This window comes from Variovorax sp. E3, from assembly GCF_016082275.1.
Taxonomy (GTDB): domain Bacteria; phylum Pseudomonadota; class Gammaproteobacteria; order Burkholderiales; family Burkholderiaceae_C; genus Variovorax.
The window spans coordinates 17,564-41,333 of record NZ_MOWM01000001.1 but is presented as its reverse complement, the minus strand read 5'-3'; the positions used below and the strand labels follow the sequence as shown (position 1 = coordinate 41,333).

Annotated in this window: 13 protein-coding genes and 6 pseudogenes; 12 read left to right on the top strand and 7 right to left on the bottom strand. The window is 67.0% G+C overall.

The window, feature by feature from the left end; genetic code table 11:
- The first annotated feature begins 117 nt into the window (after positions 1-117).
- Positions 118-2,421 (top strand): arginine/lysine/ornithine decarboxylase, encoded by a 2,304-nt coding sequence (locus BMG07_RS00210; RefSeq protein WP_198082672.1) that lies wholly within the window; start codon positions 118-120, stop codon positions 2,419-2,421.
- A gap of 42 nt (positions 2,422-2,463) precedes the next feature.
- On the opposite strand, the pseudogene BMG07_RS00205 reads toward BMG07_RS00210, so the two are convergent.
- Positions 2,464-3,305, bottom strand: a pseudogene (locus tag BMG07_RS00205) (DNA ligase).
- A gap of 52 nt (positions 3,306-3,357) precedes the next feature.
- The gene (gene fabI, locus BMG07_RS00200) at positions 3,358-4,140 is read right to left on the bottom strand and encodes an enoyl-ACP reductase FabI (RefSeq protein WP_198082671.1); all 783 of its coding nucleotides are present in this window, start codon (positions 4,138-4,140) and stop codon (positions 3,358-3,360) included.
- A gap of 37 nt (positions 4,141-4,177) precedes the next feature.
- On the opposite strand from fabI, the pseudogene BMG07_RS00195 reads away from it, so the two are divergent.
- From BMG07_RS00195 to typA, 11 genes and pseudogenes are all read left to right on the top strand, one after another.
- Positions 4,178-5,991: pseudogene (locus BMG07_RS00195) on the top strand (extracellular solute-binding protein).
- Positions 5,992-6,013: 22 nt separating this feature from the next.
- Positions 6,014-7,054 carry a microcin C ABC transporter permease YejB gene (locus BMG07_RS00190; RefSeq protein ID WP_198082670.1) on the top strand — a complete coding sequence of 347 codons (1,041 nt, stop codon included), beginning with the start codon at positions 6,014-6,016 and terminating at the stop codon, positions 7,052-7,054.
- A 162-nt stretch (positions 7,055-7,216) separates the two neighbouring features.
- Positions 7,217-8,256: pseudogene (locus BMG07_RS00185) on the top strand (ABC transporter permease).
- Positions 8,256-9,874, top strand: a pseudogene (locus tag BMG07_RS00180) (ABC transporter ATP-binding protein); the annotation flags it as partial. The pseudogenes BMG07_RS00185 and BMG07_RS00180, both read left to right, overlap by 1 nt.
- Positions 9,875-9,919: 45 nt before the next feature.
- A complete protein-coding gene (locus BMG07_RS00175; protein WP_198082669.1) occupies positions 9,920-11,119 on the top strand; it encodes a YbfB/YjiJ family MFS transporter in 1,200 nt (399 codons plus the stop codon).
- 197 nt (positions 11,120-11,316) lie between these two features.
- Entirely contained in the window at positions 11,317-11,973 is a 657-nt protein-coding gene (gene rimP / locus BMG07_RS00170; protein WP_198082740.1) for a ribosome maturation factor RimP, read from the top strand.
- A gap of 15 nt (positions 11,974-11,988) precedes the next feature.
- A complete protein-coding gene (gene nusA / locus BMG07_RS00165) occupies positions 11,989-13,482 on the top strand; it encodes a transcription termination factor NusA (RefSeq protein WP_198082668.1) in 1,494 nt (497 codons plus the stop codon).
- Positions 13,483-13,506: 24 nt separating this feature from the next.
- A pseudogene (gene infB, locus BMG07_RS00160) lies at positions 13,507-16,502 on the top strand (translation initiation factor IF-2).
- A 21-nt stretch (positions 16,503-16,523) separates the two neighbouring features.
- Positions 16,524-16,895 (top strand): 30S ribosome-binding factor RbfA, encoded by a 372-nt coding sequence (rbfA, locus tag BMG07_RS00155; RefSeq protein WP_198082667.1) that lies wholly within the window; start codon positions 16,524-16,526, stop codon positions 16,893-16,895.
- Positions 16,896-16,897: 2 nt separating this feature from the next.
- Positions 16,898-17,854: a tRNA pseudouridine(55) synthase TruB gene (gene truB / locus BMG07_RS00150; protein ID WP_198082666.1), complete on the top strand. Its 957-nt coding sequence runs from the start codon at positions 16,898-16,900 to the stop codon at positions 17,852-17,854.
- A complete protein-coding gene (gene typA / locus BMG07_RS00145) occupies positions 17,851-19,689 on the top strand; it encodes a translational GTPase TypA (RefSeq protein ID WP_198082665.1) in 1,839 nt (612 codons plus the stop codon). Before truB ends, typA begins: the two co-directional genes overlap by 4 nt.
- Before the next feature lie 123 nt (positions 19,690-19,812).
- Here the strand turns inward: typA and BMG07_RS00140 are convergent, their stop codons facing one another.
- From BMG07_RS00140 to BMG07_RS00120, 5 genes and pseudogenes are all read right to left on the bottom strand, one after another.
- On the bottom strand, positions 19,813-21,300 hold the full coding sequence (locus BMG07_RS00140; RefSeq protein ID WP_198082664.1) for a hypothetical protein: 1,488 nt from the start codon (positions 21,298-21,300) through the stop codon (positions 19,813-19,815).
- 118 nt (positions 21,301-21,418) lie between these two features.
- Positions 21,419-21,802 (bottom strand): ATP-binding protein, encoded by a 384-nt coding sequence (locus BMG07_RS00135; RefSeq protein WP_198082663.1) that lies wholly within the window; start codon positions 21,800-21,802, stop codon positions 21,419-21,421.
- Positions 21,803-21,893: 91 nt separating this feature from the next.
- Positions 21,894-22,720, bottom strand: a pseudogene (locus tag BMG07_RS00130) (anti-sigma factor).
- A 13-nt stretch (positions 22,721-22,733) separates the two neighbouring features.
- On the bottom strand, positions 22,734-23,249 hold the full coding sequence (locus BMG07_RS00125; protein WP_198082662.1) for an RNA polymerase sigma factor: 516 nt from the start codon (positions 23,247-23,249) through the stop codon (positions 22,734-22,736).
- Positions 23,250-23,287: 38 nt separating this feature from the next.
- Positions 23,288-23,677 carry a hypothetical protein gene (locus BMG07_RS00120; protein WP_198082661.1) on the bottom strand — a complete coding sequence of 130 codons (390 nt, stop codon included), beginning with the start codon at positions 23,675-23,677 and terminating at the stop codon, positions 23,288-23,290.
- Positions 23,678-23,770 lie beyond the last annotated feature (93 nt).

Here is a 23,770-nt window from a genome sequence, read left to right as displayed (position 1 = left end):
GGGGGCGCCGCCCCTTGCCGGCCCGCTGTGAATGTCTTGCAACAGGCTGACCGGATTCTTCATCTGAATTCCGTACACTTCGCGCCTCGTCTCATTGCCTGACCCGGAGCCCCGCTCATGAAATTCCGCTTTCCCATCGTCATCATCGACGAGGACTTCCGCTCCGAAAACACCTCGGGCCTGGGCATCCGTGCGCTCGCGCAGGCCATCGAGACGGAGGGCTTCGAGGTGCTGGGCGTCACGAGCTACGGCGACCTGAGCCAGTTCGCGCAGCAGCAAAGCCGCGCCAGCGCCTTCATCCTGTCGATCGACGACGAGGAATTCACGGTCGGCCCCGACCTCGATCCGGCCGTGCTGAGCCTGCGCAACTTCATCGGCGAGGTGCGCCGCAAGAACGCCGACGTGCCGATCTACATCTACGGCGAGACCAAGACCTCGCGCCACATCCCGAACGACATCCTGCGCGAGCTGCACGGCTTCATCCACATGTTCGAGGACACCCCCGAATTCGTGGCGCGCCACATCATTCGCGAGGCCAAGAGCTACCTGGAAGGCGTGCAGCCGCCGTTCTTCAAGGCGCTGATCGACTACGCGGAAGACGGCTCCTATTCGTGGCACTGCCCGGGCCACTCGGGCGGCGTGGCGTTCCTGAAGAGCCCGGTGGGCCAGATGTTCCACCAGTTCTTCGGCGAGAACATGCTGCGCGCCGACGTGTGCAACGCCGTGGAGGAACTGGGCCAGCTGCTCGACCACACCGGCCCAGTGGCGGCCAGCGAGCGCAATGCGGCGCGCATCTTCAACGCCGACCACTGCTTCTTCGTGACCAACGGCACCAGCACCAGCAACAAGATGGTGTGGCACCACACGGTGGCGCCCGACGACGTGGTGGTGGTCGACCGCAACTGCCACAAGTCGATCCTGCACGCGATCATCATGACCGGCGCGATTCCGGTGTTCATGAAGCCCACGCGCAACCACTTCGGCATCATCGGCCCGATTCCCAAGAGCGAGTTCGAGCAGAGCGCCATCAAGGCCAAGATCAAGGCCAACCCGCTGCTGGCCGACGTCGACCCCGAGAAGGTCAAGCCGCGCGTGATGACGCTCACGCAGTCGACCTACGACGGCGTGATCTACAACACCGAGACCATCAAGAACATGCTCGACGGCTACGTCGACACGCTGCACTTCGACGAGGCCTGGCTGCCGCACGCCGCCTTCCACCCGTTCTACGGCGCCTACCACGCGATGGGCAAGCGCCGCGTGCGCCCGAAGGAGTCGCTGGTGTTCGCCACGCAGTCCACGCACAAGCTGCTGGCCGGCATCAGCCAGGCCAGCCACGTGCTGGTGCAGGACTCGCAGAACCGCCAGCTCGACCGCGACCTCTTCAACGAGGCCTACCTGATGCACTCGTCGACCAGCCCGCAGTACGCGATCATCGCGAGCTGCGACGTGGCCGCCGCCATGATGGAGCCGCCCGGCGGCACCGCGCTGGTGGAAGAAAGCATTCTTGAGGCGCTCGACTTCCGCCGCGCCATGCGCAAGGTCGAGGAAGAGTTCGGCAAGGACGAGTGGTGGTTCAAGGTCTGGGGCCCCGAGAAGCTGGTCGACGAAGGCATCGGCCGCGCCGAAGACTGGATCATGACGGGCGAGAAGGAGCCCTCCAAGCGCAAGACCAAGAAGTCGCCGCGCAACTGGCACGGCTTCGGCGACCTGGCCGACGGCTTCAACATGCTCGACCCGATCAAGTCGACCATCGTCACGCCGGGCCTGGACCTGGAAGGCAACTTCGCCGAGACCGGCATTCCGGCCAGCGTGGTGACCAAGTTCCTCGCCGAGCACGGCGTGATCGTGGAGAAGACGGGCCTGTACAGCTTCTTCATCATGTTCACCATCGGCATCACCAAGGGCCGCTGGAACACGCTGCTCACGGCGCTGCAGCAGTTCAAGGACGACTACGCGCGCAACCAGCCGATGTGGCGCATCCTGCCGGAGTTCTGCCAGCAGCACCCGGGCTACGAGCGCCTGGGCCTGCGCGACCTGTGCCAGCACATCCACCAGCTGTATGCACGCTACGACGTGGCGCGCCTGACCACCGAGATGTACCTGAGCGACCTGACGCCGGCCATGAAGCCCAGCGACGCCTTCGCCCACATCGCGCACCGCAAGACCGAGCGCGTGGAAATCGACGAGCTCGAAGGCCGCATCACCACCAGCCTGATCACGCCGTACCCGCCGGGCATTCCGCTGCTGATCCCGGGCGAAGTGTTCAACAAGAAGATCGTCGACTACCTCAAGTTCTCGCGCGAGTTCAACCTGCAGTGCCCGGGCTTCGAGACCGACATCCACGGCCTGGTGGCGCGCATCGACGAAACGGGCAAGAAGCGCTACTACGCGGACTGCGTGCGGCAGGTCGCCAAGTAAGCAGGCAAGCGACAGCCGCGGGGAGGGCGGGGCGCGAAGGCCCTAGCCTTCGTGCACCCGGATGAATCGCGCGAACTTCGGCAGCCCCTTTGCCGTGGTGCCGTTGTAGCGGTACGTGACCCAGCTGCCGACAGGCGGCGGGTTGTCGCGTTCCACATCGGTCAGGCCGGTGCCGAGCCTGAAGCGCTGCCCCTCGGGCGTCTCGACCAGCAGGGCGCCGAGCCGCGCGCCGTGCCGGCCCTTGCCGGTGATGTGCTCGACCACGCGGGCTTCCGCGTCGTCGAAGGGCTTGAACTTCAGCAGGTCGCCGCTGCGCCCGCCACGGTAGAGCGAGGCGCCGCGATGCAGCATCAGGCCTTCGCCGCCCATCTTCACCGTCTTGTCGAGCAGCGCCTGCAGGTCGTCCTGGGTGGTCGCGCGCTCTTGCGGCACGGCCACGACCCAGGGCGCATCGGTGATCGGCAGCAGCTTGCGCAGCGCCGCCAGGCGCGTCGTGAAGTCGCCGGCCTGCGCGGGCAGGTCGAACACCATGTAGTGCATCTCGCGCCAGGCGATGTCGTTGGGCGTCTGGCTGCGCACCGTGGAGACGCGCGCGCGAAGCGGCCGCGTCCCGCCCACAGCTCGCCGTCCAGCGGCTGCCTGGGCAGCGGGGCGGTGAACCAGGCCGGCGCCACGACGCGCTCGCCGCCGCGCGTCCACAGCTGCTTGCCGTCCCAGTAGCCGCGCACGCCGTCGTACTTCTCGCTGACCCACTGGTCGTCCAGCGACATGCCGGGGCGGTAGACCTCGGCGAGCAGGAGCGACGGCGCCCCGGCGCGCGCGAACGCGGCGTGCGCCGCGGTCACGCCCAGGGCCGCCAGCAGAAGGGTGCGTCGGTTCAACATGGTGCTATGAAATGAATAGCTGGAAGCGGACGCCTCCAGCACCTGGAGGGTCTTACTCCGCCATGCCCCCGACGACGTTGCTGAAGCCGCCGTCGACGTAGGTGATCTCGGCCGTCACGCCGCTGGCCAGGTCGCTCAGCAGGAACGCGGCCACGTTGCCGACTTCCTCGATGGTCACGTTGCGGCGGATTGGCGAGGCGTCGGCCACGGCCGCCAGCATCTTGCCGAAGCCCTTGATGCCGCTGGCGGCCAGCGTCTTGATCGGGCCGGCGCTGATGCCGTTGACCCGCATGCCCTTCGGGCCGAGCGAGGCGGCGGTGTAGCGCACCGAGGCTTCGAGCGAGGCCTTGGCCAGGCCCATGGTGTTGTAGTTGGGCAGCGCGCGCTCGGCGCCCAGGTAGGTCAGCGTGAGCAGGGCCGCCTTGTCGTTGAGGTAGGGCAGGGCCGCCTTGGCCATGGCCGGGAAGCTGTAGGCGCTGATGTCGTGCGCGATCTTGAAGCCTTCGCGCGAGAGCCCGTCCAGGAAGTCGCCGGCGATGGATTCGCGCGTGGCGAAGCCGATGCTGTGCACGAAGCCGTCGAACGTGGGCCAGGTCTGCGCCAGGTCGGCGAAGAGCTTGTCGATCTGCGCGTCGTCGCCCACGTCGCAATCAAAAATCAGTTTCGAGCCGAAGTCTGCGGCATATTCGGTGATACGGTCCTTGAATCGCTCGCCGACATAGCTGAAGGCGAGCTCCGCGCCCTGTTCATGACAGGCCTTGGCAATGCCATAAGCAATGGAGCGATTGCTCAGAACACCGGTGATCAACAGTTTCTTGCCGGAAAGAAAGCCCATGAAGTTGCCTCGTGAAAATCTTGGGCAGAATTCTCGCATGCGGTTTCTCTGGGTCTGGTCGTTGATGGTGTGTGCGGTTCCCGCGTGGGCCGCGCATGGATATGCACTCTGGGACGACCTGAAATACGGCCCCGACTTCAAAGCCTTCGACTACGTCGACACCGCCGCGCCCAAGGGCGGCGAACTGCGGCTGGTGAGCAACCTGCGTGTCTCCACTTTCGACAAGTACAACCCGTTCACCATCAAGGGCTCGGCGCCGGCGTACCTCGACAGCCTGCTGTTCGACACCTTGCTGACCGGCTCGATGGACGAGACCGCCTCCGGCTACGGCCTGCTGGCCGAAGACGTGACGGTGGCGCCCGACCGCCTCAGCGTGACCTTCCGCCTGCGGCCCGAAGCCAGGTTCCACAACGGCATGCCGGTCGAGGCGGCCGACGTGAAGCACAGCTACGACACGCTGATCGGCCCGTACACCGCGCCGGGCTACAAGACCCTGTTGCAGGAGGTGGACGGCGCGACGTGCTCAACGCGCGCACCATCCGCTTTCGCTTCAAGACGCCGAACCGCGAGCTGCCGCTGATCGTGGGCAGCCTGCCGGTCTTCAGCCGTGCCTGGGGCGTGGAGAACGGCAAGGCCAAGCCCTTCGACCAGGTGGTGATGGACATCCCCATCGGCAGCGGCGCCTACAAGATCGGGCCCGTGCGCTTCGGCAAGGACATCACGTACCTGCGCGATCCGGCGTACTGGGGGCGCGATCTTCCCGTGAACCGCGGCAGCCACAACTTCGACCGCATCACCGTGAAGATCTACAAGGACAACACGGCCCGGCTCGAGGCGCTGAAGGCCGGCGAGTTCGACATGATGAGCTTCTACTCGGCCGGCGACTGGGCGCGGCGGGTCAACGGCAAGCGCTTCAATACCGGCGAACTGGTCAAGCACGAGTTCCCGCACAAGAAGCCCGCGGGCTTCCAGAGCTTCGTGCTCAACAGCCGCCGCGAGAAGCTGAAGGACCCGCGCGTGCGCGAAGCGCTGGGCCTGGCGCTCGATTACGAGTGGATGAACCGCCAGATGTTCTACGGCGGCTATCCGCGCGTGAAAGACCTGTTCGGCAACACCGATTGCGAGGCGCAGGGCCTGCCGTCGCCCGAGGAAAAAGCCTTGCTCGAGCCGTGGCGCGGCAAGATCCCCGACGCGAGCTTCGGGCCGATGTACACCCCGCCCACCACCGAGGGCGAAGGCCAGTCGCTGCGTAACAACCTGCGCCGCGCGCGCGACCTGCTCAAGCAGGCCGGCTGGGAGTACCGCGACGGCGCGCTGCGCAACGCCAAGGGCGAGGCCATGACGCTGGAGTACCTGGACAGCAAGGAGGGCGGCGTGCGCACCGTGTCGCCGTGGATCCGCAACCTCGAGAAGCTCGGCATCACGCTGAACTTCGCGACGGTCGATTTCGCGCTCTACCAGGAGCGGCTCGACCGCTTCGAGTTCGACATGACCACGATCAACTTCCCCGGCACCAACAATCCCGGCCAGTCGCTGCTCGAGATCTTCGGCAGCAAGGCCGCCAAGACCGAAAGCTCGGGCAACTACATGGGCGTGTCCAGCCCGGCGGTCGATGCCTTGCTCAAGAAGGTCGTCGACGCCGACACCAAGGCCCAGCTGATGCCCGCCTGTCGCGCGCTGGACCGGGTCATCATGCACAGCCACTACCTGATTCCCCAGTGGACCCTGACCTCGCACCGCATCGTCTACGACGACTGGCGCCTGGCGTTCAAGTCGCCCATGCCGCCTTACGCCGGCGGCGAAGACTGGGTCATGGGCACCTGGTGGGCCAAAGAGGCGCAGAAGCCATAAATAGAAGACAAGGAAACAGGCCGTGCTCTCCTATGTACTCAAGCGATTGCTGCTGTTCATACCGACCCTGCTCGGCGTACTGCTCGTCACCTTTCTCGTCATCCAGTTCGTGCCTGGCGGGCCGGTGGAGCAGTACCTGGCCGAAGCGAAGACGGCGGGGCGGGGCGGTGGCGGCGGGGGCTTCGAGTCCGGCGGCGGAAGCTACCGGGGCAACCAGGGCGTGGACCCCAAGCGGCTGCAGGAGATCAAGGCGCTCTACGGCTTCGACAAGCCGCCGCACGAGCGCCTGTGGCAAATGCTCGGCCAGTTCGCGCGCTTCGACCTCGGCAAGAGCTTCTTCCAGAACAAGGACGTCTGGACGCTGATCCTCGAGAAGCTGCCGGTGTCGATCAGCCTGGGGCTGTGGACCTTCTTCATCAGCTACGGGGTGGCGGTGCCGCTCGGTGTTGCCAAGGCGGTGCGGGCGGGCACGCGTTTCGACCTCGTCAGCACGCTGATCGTGCTCGTCGGCTATGCCATTCCGGGCTTCGTGCTCGGGGTGGCGCTGCTGGTGGTCTTCGGCGGACAGCTGCAGTGGTTTCCCCTGCGCGGGCTGACCTCCGCGAACTGGGACGAGCTGGGCTGGGGCGCGCGCATCGTCGACTACCTGTGGCACATCACGCTGCCGGTCACGGCCATGGTGCTGGGCAGTTTCGCGGTGACGGCCATGCTCACCAAGAACGCCTTTCTCGAGGAAATCCGCAAGCAGTACGTGCTGACGGCGCGGGCCAAGGGGCTGGGCGAGGGGCAGGTGCTCTGGAAGCACGTGTTCCGCAACGCGCTGATCCCGATCATCACGGGCTTGCCGTCGGCCTTCATCGGCGCCTTCTTCGCGGGCTCGCTGCTCATCGAGACGCTGTTCTCGCTCGACGGCCTGGGCCTGCTGGGCTACGAGAGCGTGATCCGCCGCGACTACCCGGTGGTGCTGGGCACGCTGTACCTTTTCACGCTGATCGGCCTGGTGACCAAGCTGATTTCCGATCTCTGCTACGTATGGGTGGACCCGCGTGTCAAATTCGATTGAACTTGGGCTCGCCCCCAGGCTGCGCGCACTTCGTGTCGCTTCGCCTTCCCCCTGCCGGGGGCAACACCTGAGGACCGGCAAAGCCGGATCCTCGGTGTTTCTGGAAGGGGGCACGCCTGCTGCTGGCTTGGGCGCAGTGGTCTCCTTGGAGCCGATGCGTCCATGGTGAGCGGCCCTACCCACATTTCGCCGGGGCGCCGTGCCTGGCTTCGCTTCAAGCGCAACCGGCTCGGGTTCTGGAGCCTGGTGGTCTTCACCGTTCTCGTGGTGCTGAGCCTGTTCGCCGAGGTGCTGTCGACCGACAAGCCGCTGGTGCTGCGCTACGAAGGCCAGACCTACTTCCCGGTGCTGCGGGACTACTCCGAGAAGACCTTCGGCGGCGACTTCGAGACGCCGGCCGACTACCTGGACCCCTTCATCCGCGAGCGCATCACCCAGGGCGACAACTGGGCGATCTACGCGCCCAACCCCTACGGGCCGAAGACGCTCAATTACTTCGCCAAGGCGCCGAGCCCGGCCGCGCCGACGAGCGACAACTTCTTCGGCACCGACGACCGCGGCCGCGACCTGCTGGCGCAGCTGATCTACGGCTTTCGCGTGAGCGTGCTGTTCGGCCTGGCGCTCACAGCCATCGGCACCGTGCTCGGCGTGGCGGCGGGGGCGGTGCAGGGCTACTTCGCCGGCAAGATCGACCTCGCGTTCCAGCGCTTCATCGAGATCTGGAGCTCGATGCCGGAGCTCTACCTGCTGATCATCTTCAGCGCGATCTTCGCGCCCAGCGTGTCGCTGCTGCTGATCCTGCTGAGCCTGTTCGGCTGGATGGGGCTGGCCGACTACGTGCGCGCCGAGTTCCTGCGCAACCGCCAGATGGACTACGTGCGCGCCGCGCGCGCCTGGGCGTGAGCAACCTGCAGATCATGTGGCGCCACATCCTGCCCAACAGCATGGTGCCGGTCGTCACTTTCCTGCCGTTTCGCATGAGCGCGGCCATCCTGGCGCTGACCTCGCTCGACTTCCTCGGCCTCGGGGTGCCGCCGGGCACGCCGTCGCTCGGCGAACTGCTGAGCCAGGGCAAGGCCAACATCGACGCCTGGTGGATTTCCATCTCCACCTTCGGCGTGCTGGTCGTCACGCTGATGCTGCTGACTTTCATGGGCGACGCGTTGCGCGATGCGCTCGATCCACGGAAGGCCGACAAGTGATGCGCAGCGACGAACGCCCCCAACCCCTGCTCGACGTCAAGGGCCTGCATGTCGCCTTCGGCGGCAAGGAGGTGGTGCACGGCATCGACTTCCAGATCGCCGCCGGCGAAAAGCTGGCGCTGGTCGGCGAGTCGGGCTCGGGCAAGACCGTGACCGCGCTGTCGCTGCTGCGGCTGGTGCAGAACGCCGACCTGTCCGGCGTGGCCCGGCTCTTCGGCGGCGAGCGCCGGCAGCAGCCATCGCCACAGGGCCCGCGCGACCTGCTGTCGATCCCGGAGCGCGAGCTGCGCGGCATTCGCGGCAAGGAGATCGCGATGATCTTCCAGGAGCCGATGACCGCGCTCAACGCGCTCTACAGCGTCGGCGACCAGATCGCGAGGTGCTCGAGCTGCACGAGGGGCTGTCGGCCCGCGCCGCGCAGGCGGCCGCCGTGCAGCTGCTGGCCGACACGGGCATTCCCGAGCCGGCGCGGCGGGCCAGGGCGTTTCCGCACCAGCTCTCGGGCGGCCAGCGCCAGCGCGCGATGATCGCGATGGCCCTGGCCTGCAAGCCGCGCCTGCTTTTGGCCGACGAGCCGACCACCGCGCTGGACGTCACGGTGCGCGCGCAGATCCTGGAACTGCTGGCCGACCTGCAGCGCCAATACGGCATGGCCGTGCTGCTGATCACGCACGACCTGAACCTGGTGCGCCGCTTCGCCGACCGCGTGGTGGTCATGGAAAACGGCCACATCGTCGAGCACGGTGCCGTGGCGCCGGTGTTCGATGCCCCGCAGCACCCGTACACCCGCAAGCTGATCGACAGCCATCCGGAGCGCGATGTGGCCGCCGTGGCGGCGCGCCCCGACACCGCGCCCGTGCTCGAGGCGCAGGCGCTGCGCGTGATCTACCCGGTGCCCAGGCCGGGCATCGGCGGCTGGTTCCGCAAGGGCGAGTTCGTGGCGGTGCAGGGCGCCGACTTTCGCATCGTGCCGGGGGAAACGCTGGGCGTGGTCGGCGAATCGGGCTCGGGCAAGTCGACGCTCGCGCTGGCGGCGCTGGGGCTGCTCAAGCACCAGGGCACGCTGAAGGTCGCGGGCAAGGGCTGGGCGGTCGATCGGGCGTCCGACCTGGGGCTGCGCCGCGTGATGCAGGTGGTGTTCCAGGACCCGTTCTCGTCGCTGTCGCCGCGCATGACGGTGGAGCAGATCGTGGGCGAGGGGCTGCGCGTGCACGCCCCCGAACTCGCCGCCGAGGCGCGCCGGGCCCGCTCGCTCGCGGCGCTGGCCGACGTCGGCCTGACCGAAACCCAGTTTCCTTCACTGCTCGACCGCTATCCGCACGAGTTCTCGGGCGGCCAGCGCCAGCGCCTGGCGATTGCGCGGGCGCTGATCGTCGATCCGCAACTGCTGGTGCTCGACGAGCCCACCAGCGCGCTCGACGTGACGATCCAGAAGCAGGTGCTGGGCCTGCTGCAGCGGCTGCAGCGCGAGCGCGGGCTGAGCTATTTGCTGATCACGCACGACGTCGAGGTGATCCGCGCGATGGCGCACCAGGTCATCGTGATGAAGGACGGCGCCATTCTCGAAACCGGGCCGGTCGAGCGCGTGCTCGACGCGCCCGCGCACCCCTACACAAAAAGCTGGTGGCCGCCACGCTGCTGGAATAAACGGAGATTGCAAGAAATGTCGGAAATCGGACGCGACCGGCGCGAGGCCTGGCGCGCGGCGCTGGCCTGCATGGTCACTCTCGCGGTGGCCATGGGCCTGGGGCGCTTTGCCTTCACGCCCATGCTGCCCATCATGCTGCACGAGGGAAAGCTGGAGCTGGCGGCCGGCGGGGTGCTGGCGTCTCTCAACTACCTCGGCTATTTCCTGGGGGCGGTCAGCTGCGCCGCCATCGGCGTCAAGGCGCCGACCATGGTGCGCGGCGGGCTGATCGCGACGGCGGTGCTGCTGGTCGGCATGGGGCTGCTTCACAGCTACGCCAGCTGGGGCGTGCTGCGCGCGGCGGCGGGGGTGATGAGCGCGTGGGTCTTCGTGTTCGCGTCGGGCTGGGGGCTGCGGCGGCTGGCCGAAACCAACGCGCCGGCGCTGGGCGGCGTGATCTACACCGGCCCCGGCATCGGCATCGCAATGACCGGCCTGCTGGGCGGCGCGCTCGGGCGCTGGGGTTCGGAGGCCGGGTGGATCGGCCTGGGCGTGCTGGCTTTCGTGCTGATCGCCGTGATCTGGCGGGTGTTCGACGACGGCCAGCTGGTTGCCGGCAAGGGCGGGGCGCCCACGGCCGTGGCGGCGCCGAGCGCCGGGGGCGCAGCTTCCGACCGCAGCGACGCCGCCTGGCTGGTTTCGCTCTACGGGCTGGCGGGCTTCGGCTACATCATCACCGCCACCTTCCTGCCCGTGATCGCGCGGCAGGCGCTGCCCGATTCATTCTGGCCGGACTATTTCTGGCCGCTGTTCGGGCTGGCCATCATTCCGGGCGCCCTGATCGGCGCCCGTGCGCCGACGCATTGGGACAACCGGCTGCTGCTGGCCGTGGCCTACGCGCTGCAGGCGCTGGGCGTGGTGCTGTCGGTGGCGTGGCCGACCATCATCGGGTTCGCGTTCGGCAGCCTGCTGCTGGGCATGCCGTTCACCGCGATCACGCTTTTCGCGGTGCGGGAGGCGCGCCGGCTGCGCGGCAACGCGGCGGCGGGCCTGATCGGCTATGCCACCGCGTCCTACGGGGTGGGGCAGATCGTCGGGCCGCTCTTTGCAGCGCCGCTGGCCCAGCGCACCGGGTCTTTTCAGCTACCCCTGCTGGTCGCGGCGGCGGCTTTGGCGTTCGGATCGGTCCTATTTGCGCTGGTCTGGTCCAAATCTCGCCGTCTTGCGGCGGTTTGAGCGCACGTGGCCCTTCATTTATCACGTGAATAGCATATAATTCGAGGCTCACGACCAAACGGGCGGGTACCAACCGCCCGTTTTTTTGGTCTATGCATTCTTGAGCTTTCAGGCGTTATTCATGCAGGTGGCATCCGTGGGGCGCGGATGGCATGGAAAACCTGGAACCGATTCTTAAAAAAGGCACTTTCGAACACGTGGCATTGCAGCAAATAGTGGAACAAACCGTAGCCGGTCTGGGCTACGACCTGGTAGAGATCGATCGCTCCGCCGGGGGATTGCTGCGCGTGACGATTGATTTGCCCTGGACGGCCCCCACCTCCGAAGATGTCGCGGCGGGTGTGCCCGAGCCCTTCGTGACGGTGGAAGACTGCGAGAAGGTCACGCGCCAGCTGCAGTTCGCGCTCGAGGTCGATGGTGTCGATTACAAGCGGCTCGAGGTGTCCTCGCCGGGTATCGACCGGCCGCTGCGCAATGAGCAGGATTTCGAACGTTTCGTGGGCGAGGTGATCGACATCACGCTCAAGGCGCCCATGGGCGCCGCCGCGGCGGGCCAGGTGTCGGCCAACCGCAAGAAATTTCGCGGCACGCTGGAGCGTGCTGCAAAGCCCGAAGGGGCCGAGGGGGCTGACGCAGCCCCGGGCTGGCAAATCGTCTGGAGCGATGCGCCGGAGCCCAAGCCGGGTCAAAAAGTGAGCAAGAAGCGCGCGCCTGCACCGTTGCATGCGCTGGGCTTCGTGCTGGACGAGCTGCGCGATGCGCGGCTCGCGCCCATTGTGGATTTCAAGGGCCGCAAGGCCAAAACCCAACCGGGTTTTTCGGATATTGACGACGGAACGCAAGTTCCGGAATGACAGAGGAGTGGTGGCATGAATCGCGAAATGTTGATGTTGGTGGATGCGATCTCGCGCGAGAAGAACGTCGAGCGCGACGTCGTCTTCGGCGCGGTCGAGTCCGCGCTGGCGCAAGCCACCAAGAAGCTCCATCAGGGCGACGTGGACATCCGCGTCTCGGTCGATCGCGACAGCGGTGACTACGAAACCTTCCGCCGCTGGCACGTCGTTCCGGACGAAGCCGGCCTGCAGCTGCCCGACCAGGAAATCCTCCTGTTCGAAGCCAAGGAAGAAATGTCGGACATCGAAGTCGGCGAGTACATCGAGGAAGCGGTGGACTCGGTGCCGATCGGCCGCATCGGCGCCATGGCCGCCAAGCAGGTCATCCTGCAGAAGATCCGCGACGCCGAGCGCGAGATGCTGCTCAACGACTTCATGTCGCGCGGCGACAAGATCTTCGTGGGCACCGTCAAGCGACTGGACAAGGGCGACATCATCGTCGAGGCCGGCCGTGTCGAAGGCCGCCTGCGCCGCAGCGAAATGATCGCCAAGGAAAACCTGCGCAATGGCGACCGCGTGCGCGCCATGATCATGGAAGTCGATCTGACGCTGCGCGGCGCGCCGATCATCCTGTCGCGCTCGGCCCCCGAGTTCATGATCGAGCTGTTCCGCCAGGAAGTGCCCGAAATCGAACAGGGCCTGCTCGAAATCAAGAGCTGCGCCCGTGACCCGGGTTCGCGCGCCAAGATCGCCGTGCTCTCGCACGACAAGCGGGTCGACCCCATCGGCACCTGCGTCGGCGTGCGCGGCACCCGCGTCAACGCCGTGACCAACGAGCTCGCCGGCGAGCGCGTGGACATCGTGCTGTGGAGCGAAGACCCGGCCCAGTTCGTGATCGGTGCGCTGGCCCCGGCCAACGTCTCGTCGATCGTGGTGGACGAAGAAAAGCACGCCATGGACGTGGTGGTCGACGAGGAAAACCTCGCGATCGCCATCGGCCGCGGCGGCCAGAACGTGCGCCTGGCTTCCGACCTGACCGGTTGGAAGATCAACATCATGGACGCGAACGAGTCCGCACAGAAGCAGGCCGTCGAAACCGACGCCAGCCGCAAGCTCTTCATGGAAAAGCTCGATGTCGACGAGGAAATCGCCGACATCCTGATCGCCGAAGGCTTCAACAGCCTCGAGGAAGTCGCCTATGTGCCGATTTCCGAGATGCTGGAGATCGAGGCCTTCGACGAAGACACCATCAATGAGCTGCGCACGCGTGCCAAGGATGCGCTGCTGACCATGGAAATCGCCAAGGAAGAGGGCGTCGAGGGTGCGCCGCAGGTCTCGCAAGACCTGCACGACCTCGAAGGGCTCGACCCCGAGCTGATTCCCAAGCTGGTTGAAGCGGGTGTGAACACCCGTGACGATCTTGCCGACCTCGCGGTCGATGAACTCACCGAGATCACCGGCCACAGCGCCGATGACGCCAAAGCCCTCATCTTGAAAGCCCGCGAACATTGGTTCGCCGGCCAAGAGTGACGGTCATGGAGGCACGAAACCAATATGTCCAGTACCACTGTCGCCGAGTTCGCGAACGAGCTCAAGAAGACTCCCGAAACCTTGCTTGACCAGCTCAAGAGCGCAGGTGTGCCCAAAGCGGCCGCCACCGATGCACTCACCGAGGCTGACAAGCAGCGCCTGCTCGGCCACCTCAAGGCCAGCCACGGCACCGTCGAGCCCGAGCGCAAGAAGATCACGCTGACCAAGAAGTCGACCAGCGAGATCAAGCAGGCCGACGCCACCGGCCGCGCCCGCACGATCCAGGTCGAGGTGCGCAAGAAGCGCACCTTCATCCAGCGCGAGGACGGCCATCCGGCCACGCCCGAGCACGCCGAACACGTGGCGGAAGCGCCCGCTGCCGCACCGGCCGCGCCCCAGATCGACGAGGCCGAGCTGGCCCGCCGCGAGGAAGAAGCGCGCCGCCAGGCCGAGCTGATCCGTCGCCAGGAAGAAGAACTGGCCGAGAAGCGTCGTCTGCGCGAAGAAACCGAAGCCCGCGAACGCGAGCAGGCTGAAAAGGCCGAGCGCGCCGAGCAGGCCGAACAAGCCGAGCAGGAAGCCGCGCGCATCGCCGCCGAGAAGAAGGCTGCGGCCATCGCGGAAACCGCGGCAGTCAATGCCGCCTCCCGATCGGCAGCCAAGCCCGCCGCCGCACCCGCTGCGGCCGTGACGGCAGCCGCCGTCGCCGCCGCTGCCGCGGAGCAGCAGGCCGCCGACACCAAGCTCGCCGCGCAAGCCGCCGCCACGCAAGCCAAGGAAGACGCGAAGGCCAAGGCCGCCGCCGACTCGAAGGCCCGTGCCGACGAGGAAGCCGCGCGCGCCAAGGACCTGGACGAGCGTCGCCGCAAGGCCCTGGCCGAAGCCGAAGCCATTCGCGCCATGATGAACGCACCGGCCCGCGTGCTGGTGCCGCACAAGCGCCCGAGAAGCCGCAGCCCGAAAAGGCTGCGGTCAAGGGCACGCTGCACAAGCCGGCCACGCCCGCCGCGCGTCCCGGTGCGCCTGCCGCGCCCGGCGCCGCAGCAGCACCCGGCGCCGCCGGCGCGGGCAAGGAAGTCAAGTCCGCCAAGCTCTCGTCGAGCTGGGCTGGCGATCCTGCCAAGAAGAAGGAAATCAAGACCCGCGGCGATGCCAGCGGTGGTGTCGGTCGCGGCAACTGGCGCGGAGGCCCGCGTGGGCGTCGCGGCAATGACCGCGGCGGTCACGACGAGCAGCACGTGCCGGCCGCACCGGTCGAGGCACGCGTGCTCGAAGTGCATGTGCCCGAAACCATCACCGTGGCCGAACTGGCCCACAAGATGGCCGTCAAGGCGCAGGAAGTCATCAAGCAGCTCATGAAGCTGGGCATGATGGCGACCATCAACCAGTCGCTCGACCAGGACACCGCGATGATCATCGTGGAGGACATGGGTCACAACGCCGTGGTTGCCGCGCTGGACGATCCGGAAGCCTTCACCGACGAGGACGTGTCGGCGCAAACCGCCGAAGCCCTGCCGCGCGCACCGGTCGTGACCGTCATGGGTCACGTCGACCACGGCAAGACCTCGCTGCTGGACTACATCCGCCGCGCCAAGGTTGCCGCGGGCGAAGCCGGCGGCATCACGCAGCACATCGGTGCGTACCACGTCGAAACCGAACGCGGCATGGTGTCGTTCCTCGACACCCCGGGTCACGAGGCGTTCACCGCCATGCGTGCCCGTGGCGCGCAGGCCACCGACATCGTGATCCTGGTGGTGGCGGCCGACGACGGCGTCATGCCCCAGACCAAGGAAGCCATCAAGCACGCGAAGGCGGCGGGTGTGCCGATCGTGGTCGCCATCAACAAGGTGGACAAGCCCGACGCCAACCTGGACCGCGTGAAGCAGGAACTGGTGGCCGAAGAGGTCGTGCCCGAAGAGTACGGCGGCGACGTGCCGTTCGTGCCGGTGTCGGCCAAGACCGGCCAGGGCATCGACGACCTGCTCGAACAAGTGCTGTTGCAAGCCGAAGTGCTGGAACTCAAGGCGCCGGTGGATGCCGCCGCCAAGGGCCTGGTCATCGAAGCGCAGCTGGACAAGGGCCGCGGCCCCGTGGCCACCGTGCTGATCCAGTCCGGTACGCTGAAGACCGGCGACGTGGTGCTGGCGGGTTCGACCTATGGCCGCGTGCGCGCCATGCTCGACGAAGACGGCAAGACCATCAAGGCCGCGGGTCCGTCGATCCCGGTCGAGATCCAGGGCCTGACCGAAGTGCCGCAAGCGGGCGACGAGTTCATGGTGATGAGCGACGAGCGCCGTGCGCGCGAAATCGCCACCTACCGTGCCGGCAAGTTCCGCAACACCAAGCTGGCGAAGGCCCAGGCCGCGAACCTGCAGAACATGTTCACCGACCTGTCGGCGGGCGAAGTGCAGACGCTGCGCCTGATCATCAAGGCCGACGTGCAGGGTTCGCAGGAAGCACTGGCGCAGTCGCTGCTCAAGCTGGCGACCGAAGAAGTCAAGGTGCAGATCGTCTACGCGGGCGTGGGCGGCATCAGCGAGAACGACATCAACCTGGCCATCGCTTCCAAGGCCGTGGTCATCGGCTTCAACGTGCGTGCCGACGCCGGTGCGCGCAAGCTCGCCGAAGGCAATGGCGTGCAGCTGAACTACTACAGCATCATTTACGACGCCGTGGACGAGATCAAGGTCGCGATGTCGGGCATGCTGGCGCCGGAGCGCCGCGAAGAGATCATCGGCTCGGCCGAGATCCGCACGGTGTTCGTGGCATCGAAGATCGGTACGGTCGCAGGTTCGTACGTCACTTCGGGCTCGGTCAACCGCAGCGCGCATTTCCGCCTGCTGCGCGACAACGTGGTGATCTACACCGGCGAAGTCGATTCGATCAAGCGCATGAAGGACGATGTCCGCGAAGTCCGCGAAGGTTTTGAGTGCGGTATCAAGCTCAAGAACTACAACGACATCAAGGAAGGCGATCAGCTCGAATTCTTCGAGATCAAGGAAATCGCCCGGACGCTGTAAGCGTTCGAAGCGAAAGCGTCCATGCCGAAAAGAAAAGCCGCCGCACCCAACCGCGCGTTCAAGGTTGCCGACCAGATCCAGCGGGATCTGACGGAGCTGATCGCGCGCGAGTTGAAGGACCCGCGCGTGGGCATGGTCACGATCCAGGCGGTCGAGGTCACGCCCGACTATGCGCATGCGAAGGTCTTCTTCAGCATGCTCACAGGCGACGTGGAAGAAACCACGACCGCGCTCAACCAGGCTGCGGGCTTCCTGCGCAACGGCCTGTTCAAGCGCCTGCATATCCACACCGTGCCCACGCTGCACTTCCTGTTCGACCGCACCACCGAGCGTGCGGCCGACATGAACGCGCTCATCGCGCAAGCCGTCGCTTCGCGCTCGAAAGACGACTAGCCATGAACGCGCCACGCACAAGGGTGCAGCGGCGCCCTGTGCATGGGGTGTTGTTGCTCGACAAGCCGCTGGGACTCTCCAGCAACCAGGCCTTGCAGAAGGCCAAGTGGTTGCTGCGCGCTGAAAAGGCGGGCCATACCGGCACGCTCGATCCGCTCGCGACGGGTGTCCTGCCGCTGTGCTTTGGCGCGGCCACCAAATTCAGCCAGCTCCACCTGGACGCCGACAAGACCTACGAGGCCACGGCGCGCCTGGGCGTGAAGACCGCCACCGGCGATGCCGAGGGCGACGTGATCGCCGAGCGGGCGGTGCATGTCACCCCCGAAGACCTGGCGCGCGTCGAGGCGCAATTCACCGGCCCGATCCGCCAGGTGCCGCCGATGCACAGCGCGCTCAAGAAAGACGGCAAGGCGCTGTACGAATATGCCCGCGAGGGCATCGAGATCGAGCGGGCGCCGCGCGACGTGGTCATCCACACGCTCGCGCTCGAGCCCGTCGACGCGCAGACGATCCGCATCCTCGCGTCCGTCAGCAAGGGCACCTACATCCGCACCCTGGGCGAAGACATCGGCGAGGCACTGGGCTGCGGTGCGCACCTGCGCTCGCTGCGCCGCACCGCCACCGGCGGCTTCGGCCAGGCGCAATGCATCACGCTCGAAGCGCTGGAAGCGATGGACGAGGAAGAGCGCCTGGCACAACTCCTGCCTGCCGAAACGCTGGTGGACGGCCACAGCCGCGTCACGCTCGGCGCGGAAGATGCGGCACGCTTTCTCTCGGGTCTGCGCCGCCGTGGCGATTGGGCCGATGCCGACGAGGTGGCCGTGTTCGGCACCGACCCGCAGGCGTTCCTGGGCACCGCCCATGTCACGGCCGGCGAACTGATCCCGGGGCGCTTGCTGAACCCCATCGAAATCCAGCAAATTCTTTTGAACGCACAACAGACCGAAGCGACACCATGAGTACCAAGCAAATTCGCAATATCGCCATCATTGCCCACGTGGACCATGGCAAGACCACCATGGTCGACCAGCTGCTGCGCCAGTCGGGCACCTTTGCCGATCACGAGAAAGTGGTCGACACGGTGATGGACAACAACGCGATCGAAAAAGAACGCGGCATCACCATCCTGGCCAAGAACTGCGCCGTGACCTGGCAAGGCACGCACATCAACATCGTCGATACCCCGGGCCACGCGGACTTCGGCGGTGAAGTGGAACGCGCGCTGTCGATGGTCGACGGCGTGGTGCTGCTGATCGACGCGCAGGAAGGCCCGATGCCGCAGACGCGCTTCGTGACCAAGAAGGCGCTGGCCCTGGGCCTGAAGCCCATCCTGGTGGTGAACAAGGTCGACAAGCCCGGCGCCAACCCCGACAAGGTGGTCAACGCCGCCTTCGACCTGTTCGACAAGCTCGGCGCCACCGACGAACAGCTGGACTTCCCCGTGGTGTACGCCTCGGGCATCAACGGCTGGTCGTCGCTGGAAGAGGGTGCGCCCGGTGAGCAGTGGGGCCCCGACATGTCGGCCCTGTTCGACACCATCCTGAAGCACGTGCCGTCGCAAAAGGGCGACCCCGCCGCGCCGCTGCAGCTGCAGATTTCGGCGCTCGACTTCTCGACCTTCGTCGGCCGCATCGGCGTGGGCCGCATCAGCCAGGGCACGCTCAAGCCCATGACGGACGTCGTGGTCATGGAAGGTCCGGACGGCAAGTCCATCAAGGGCCGCATCAACCAGGTGCTGACGTTCCAGGGCCTGGACCGCGTGCAGGCCACCGAAGCCGGCCCCGGTGAAATCGTGCTGATCAACGGCATTGCCGACATCGGCATCGGCGTGACCGTGACCGACCCGGCCAACCCGGCGCCGCTGCCGATGCTGAAGGTCGACGAGCCCACGCTGACGATGAACTTCTGCGTCAACACCAGCCCGCTGGCCGGCCGTGAAGGCAAGTTCGTCACCAGCCGCCAGATCTGGGACCGCCTGCAAAAGGAACTGCAGCACAACGTGGCGCTGCGTGTGAACGAGACCGACGAAGAAGGCATCTTCGAAGTCATGGGCCGCGGCGAACTGCACCTGACCATCCTGCTGGAAAACATGCGTCGCGAAGGCTATGAAATGGCCGTGTCGAAGCCGCGCGTGGTGTTCCGCACCGTCAACGGCGAGAAGCACGAACCCATCGAGCTGGTCACGGCCGACATCGAAGACCAGCACCAGGGCGGCGTGATGCAGGCACTGGGCGAGCGCAAGGGCGAACTCGTCAACATGGAACCGGACGGCCGCGGCCGCGTGCGCCTGGAGTACCGCATTCCGGCGCGTGGCCTGATCGGCTTCACGAACGAATTCCTGAACCTGACGCGTGGCTCGGGCCTCATCAGCAACATCTTCGACAGCTACGAGCCGCACAAGGGCGACATCGGCGGCCGCAAAAACGGCGTGCTGATCTCGATGGACGACGGTGAAATCTTCACCTACGCCCTGGGCAAGCTGGACGACCGCGGCCGCATGTTCGTGCGCGCCAACGACCCGGTGTACGAAGGCATGATCGTCGGCATCCACAGCCGCGACAACGACCTGGTGGTGAACGCCACGCGTACCAAGCAGCTGACCAACTTCCGCGTGAGCGGCAAGGAAGACGCGATCAAGATCACGCCCCCGATCGAACTCACGCTCGAATACGGCGTGGAATTCATCGAGGACGACGAGCTGGTCGAGATCACGCCCAAGAGCGTTCGCCTGCGCAAGCGTTTCCTGAAGGAACACGAGCGCAAGCGCGCCGGCCGCGACACGTCGCAAGGCTGATCGCCTTCTGCGCCTCGCCGTGCGGCTGACGCACGGCGGGTGCACTGTTCAGAGATCACCTCTGGCACGGCATCTTCATGGTGCCGCCGCCGCAGGTGATTTTTGTCGTTTGGGGGGCGTGCCTCAGCGGGAAGGCAGGGGCTTCGGCGGCGCGGGCGGTGGTGGCGGCGTCGGGAACGTGGGCATCGCGATGTCGGTGGCGCCGAGCTTGTTCATGCGTGCCTCGACGGTCTTGCGCAGGAAGGTCTGTGCGAAATCGTCGCTCACGCGCCAGGTGCCGTTGTCCTGCACGAAGGTGAATTCGCCGGTCAGCGGCAGCGACATGCCGCCGCTGCCTGAAAGAGCGCCCAGCAGGCGGTCGTTGTATTCGACGACCAGCGGACAGGCCTGCGCGCCGCCGTCGAGTGCGCGGCAGGGGCCCGTGGGTTCGATGTCGGCGATCTCGCGCGAACGGTCGGGGTCGCGGTCCAGCAGGGTCGAGTCGGCGCCTTGCTGCGCCAGCATGCGGGCCATGGCCGGCGACAGGCGCGACGACAACGACGACGCGCCCTCGCGGAAGGCGGTTTCCAGCGCCTCGCGGCCGATCGGCTCGGCGTTGAAGCGCGGCTTGCCGTCGGTGTCGAGATGGCCGAAGCGCGCCTCGACGATGGCCGCGTCCGCGCCGCGCACCACCATCTTGTCGCTCTTGGGCGATACCGCGCCGATGGTGAAGGCCATCGTGTCCTTGGTGTCGCCCTGCGTCAGTTCCGCCATGCAGCCGCGCACGCGCTGGTCCTTGCGGTAGCCGACCTCGCGGATGCCGCCGACCGAAGGCGTGTGGATTTCGGCGCGCTTCTCGGCGTCGAAGGTGCGCATGCGCACGTCCATCGACACGCGGAACATCATGTTGTTCAGCGTCTTGCGCGTGGAGCCGGCGTCACACGCGGGCACGCTGTCCGGCGCGAAAAGGTACCAGCCCAGGCCGCCCCCGATCACGAGCACGGTCAGCATGAATTTCCAGGCCCCGACGCGGCGCGTGCGCTGCGCGCGGGATTGCCAGGCCTTCGTGGCCTGGTCGTCGGCGTCCAGCAGGGCCTGCGCCTCGGCCACGATGCGCGCGCGCTCGGCGGCCATCGCAAAGGCGGGTTCGGCGGCGACCTGGGCGCGGGTGGCATCGAAGCGCTCGCGCTCGAGCGGGCCGTCGGTCACCAGCCAGGCCAGCGTCACGCCGAGCGCGGCGGGCACGGTGCCGCTCACGGGTGTTTCCTGCAGCGCCATGTCGCGCGTCTCGGCGTCGATCAGCCCGTTCGTGTAGAGCGCCTGGACCGCCTCGTGCGTGATGCCTTGCTCGGCGCATTCCATGAGGTCGTCGGCGTCGATGGCGGTGTCGACCGCGTCGTCGACATGCGGGTCGGGCGGCGTGGCGGCCTCGATGCGTTCGAGCGCGGCGTCCTGCTCCTCCTCGGTGATCAGGCCCTTCACGCGCATCCAGGCGAGCGCGTGGGCCGGGCCGGGCAGCGGGGGAAGGGCGCAGGTCTCCGGGTGCGCGAGCACGGCGTCGTGCTGCGCATCGCTGATGAGGCCCTGGTTCAGCAGGGCAAGGAATGCGTCCGGATTGGCGTCAGAAGTCATGCGGGGATTCTGCCGTGGGCCCCGGCGGCCTGTGCGTCGGCGAAAGCGCACAAAACAAACGATGCGGACAAAAACGCCGGCGGTTGCCGGCGTTTCTTGCGTCAGATCCCGGGGTGGATCAGGGGCGTGCGACTTTCCATGCGCCGCCCAGGGCGCCGTCACCGGTCTTGTCGCCGGCCTTGGCGTCCTTCGACCAGTAGTACAGCGGCCAGCCCTTGTAGGCCCATTGGCGCTTGCCGTCTTCACGGATGATGATGGTGTAGCCGCCCATGGGCTTGGCGGTTTCGGCCACGCCGAGCGCGGGCCAGTTGGTGGCGCACTGGGCGTTGCAGGCGGAGGTGCCGGCGCCGGCCGTGTCCTTGGCGAAGGTGTACAGCGTCATGCCGTTCGGGCCGACCAGGATGCCGTCGGCGGTGCGGGTGGGCGTGTCGGGGGCCTTGGACATGCTGCCGCAGCCGGCCAGCAGGGCCGCCGCGAGGATCGAGGCGCTGAGCAATTTCATGCAGTTTCTCCTTCAGTTGATAAATCAATCGCGAAATCAAAGCCAGGTGACAGGCCGGGCGCGTTACGCGAGCCGGCAGTTTATGCGTTCGTTACGACAAATCGCGGTAGGCCAGCGTCGCGAGTTTGAGCAAAAGGTCACGCGGCAACTTGCCGGCAAGGGCGTAGCCGAAACCCTGATCGACCCAGTAGAAGCTGGGCACGGGGCCTTCGGAGGCGAAGCGGAAGGCGGTCTCGCGCGCGGCGGTGGCGCCGGCGGCGTTGGCGTCCAGGGTGCCGATGTACAGCGTCACGCGCTCGCCGGCGGCGTCCTCGAACATGAACTGGGCGCGCGCGCCGGTCTCGCCAGGCAGCAGGCGGCCGCCGACCAGGGTGTAGCCCTCGGTGGACAGATCGGGCACCTTCAGCGGCCTGTCCAGGCGCTTGGAGAGCCATTGCACCAGGTGCTGCTGCTCGGCGGCGGCGACTTCGACCGGGTGCCTTTTTTCAGGGGTGTAGACGACGTGCGCGATCGACGCGTCGTGCACGAACTCGCGCAGGGCGGGGGCGCGAGCCAGTTGCTGCTGGCGCGCGCCGGCGTTCGGCGCGGACCACTGCGCATTGCCGAGCCAGCCGGCCGCGAGGCCACCAGCAGGCCGGCCGCCATGCCGCCCCAGCGCATCCAGGCGCCGCGTTGCGCGTGGTGGGGCAGGCTGCGGTCCAGCGCGGCCATCAGCGTGTCGGGCACCGGCTCGTCGAGCAGCTCGCCGTGCAGGCGGCGCAGGGTGTCGCGCTGCGTGTGCCAGGCCGCGACCTTGGCGGCCACGGCCGGGTCGCGCGCAATGGCGTCTTCGACCGCGCCATGACGGTCCGGGGCCAACTGGCCGTCGACCCAGGCGTGCAGTTCGTCGTCGGTAGGGGGCGGGGCGGGGCGGTTCATGGTGCGGCGGGTTTCATTTGAGGCGGCGCAGGCCGGGGCGAACGGGCGCCGAGGCGCCGTCCATCAGTTCCTGCAGCCGCACGCGGGCGCGCGACAGGCGCGACATCACGGTGCCGGCGGGAATGCCCAGCACCTTGGCCACTTCGGCATACGACAGGTCTTCGAGCGTCACGAGGAGCAGCACCGCGCGCTGCTCCTCGGGCAATTGCATGAGGCAGCGCTGCAGGTCGAGGCTGGTGTCCTGGCCGCGGCCGGGGTCGACGCCGCCGTGCAGCTCGTGCGCCAAGTCGTCCAGCGGCACCACGGCATGCGGGGGCGGCGTGCGCCGCACCTGGCTCGCGAAGATGTTGTGCATGACGGTGAAGAGCCACGCGCGCAGGTCGCTGCCCGCCACCCACAGCCGCCATTTGCTGCAGGCACGCTCGAGCGTGTCCTGCACCAGGTCGTCGGCCGCCCAGGCATTGCCCGTGAGCGCCCGCGCGTAGCGGCGCAGGCTCGGGATGTGCTCGACCAGCAGGCGGGCGTCCATGGGCGAAATTCAGGCGAGGGTCGGGTCGGGGGCGCGGATCAGGGCTTGGCGGTCTTCCAGGTGCCGTTGACGCCGTCGCCGGTCTTGTCGCCCGGCTTGGTGTCCTTGGCCCAGTAGTACAGCGGCCAGCCCTTGGCGGCCCATTGCTTCTTGCCGTCGTCGCGCGTGACGACGGTGAAGTCGCCCGCGGGCTTGTCGCTGTCGGCGGCCATGAACGGCGGCCAGTTGGTGGCGCAGGCGCCGTTGCAGACCGACTTGCCGTTGCCGGCCGTGTCCTTGTCGAAGGTGTAGAGCGTCATGCCGTTAGGGCCGACCAGCGCGCCGTCGGCGGGCTTGGGCTGGGCGAGGGCCGGCAGGGCGAGCACGCCGCTCATCAGGATGGCGGCAAGGCCGACGGAAGAGGCACGAGAGACACGAATGCGCGACATGGAAGGACTCCTGGGTGGTTGGGTTGCCATCGGCGATCCGATGACAACCGCACAAACGCCCGCAGCCCGTCTTTTATTCCATCGCGCGCAAAA

Bases quoted from the DNA above. Each gene is read 5' to 3' on its own strand.
- BMG07_RS00120 (WP_198082661.1), bottom strand. From the start codon at position 23,677: ATGTCGCGCATTCGTGTCTCTCGTGCCTCTTCCGTCGGCCTTGCCGCC.
- typA (WP_198082665.1), top strand. From the start codon at position 17,851: ATGAGTACCAAGCAAATTCGCAATATCGCCATCATTGCCCACGTGGAC.
- BMG07_RS00175 (WP_198082669.1), top strand. From the start codon at position 9,920: ATGTCGGAAATCGGACGCGACCGGCGCGAGGCCTGGCGCGCGGCGCTG.
- BMG07_RS00210 (WP_198082672.1), top strand. From the start codon at position 118: ATGAAATTCCGCTTTCCCATCGTCATCATCGACGAGGACTTCCGCTCC.
- fabI (WP_198082671.1), bottom strand. From the start codon at position 4,140: ATGGGCTTTCTTTCCGGCAAGAAACTGTTGATCACCGGTGTTCTGAGC.
- rbfA (WP_198082667.1), top strand. From the start codon at position 16,524: ATGCCGAAAAGAAAAGCCGCCGCACCCAACCGCGCGTTCAAGGTTGCC.
- truB (WP_198082666.1), top strand. From the start codon at position 16,898: ATGAACGCGCCACGCACAAGGGTGCAGCGGCGCCCTGTGCATGGGGTG.
- nusA (WP_198082668.1), top strand. From the start codon at position 11,989: ATGAATCGCGAAATGTTGATGTTGGTGGATGCGATCTCGCGCGAGAAG.
- BMG07_RS00135 (WP_198082663.1), bottom strand. From the start codon at position 21,802: ATGAAATTGCTCAGCGCCTCGATCCTCGCGGCGGCCCTGCTGGCCGGC.
- BMG07_RS00140 (WP_198082664.1), bottom strand. From the start codon at position 21,300: ATGACTTCTGACGCCAATCCGGACGCATTCCTTGCCCTGCTGAACCAG.
- BMG07_RS00125 (WP_198082662.1), bottom strand. From the start codon at position 23,249: ATGGACGCCCGCCTGCTGGTCGAGCACATCCCGAGCCTGCGCCGCTAC.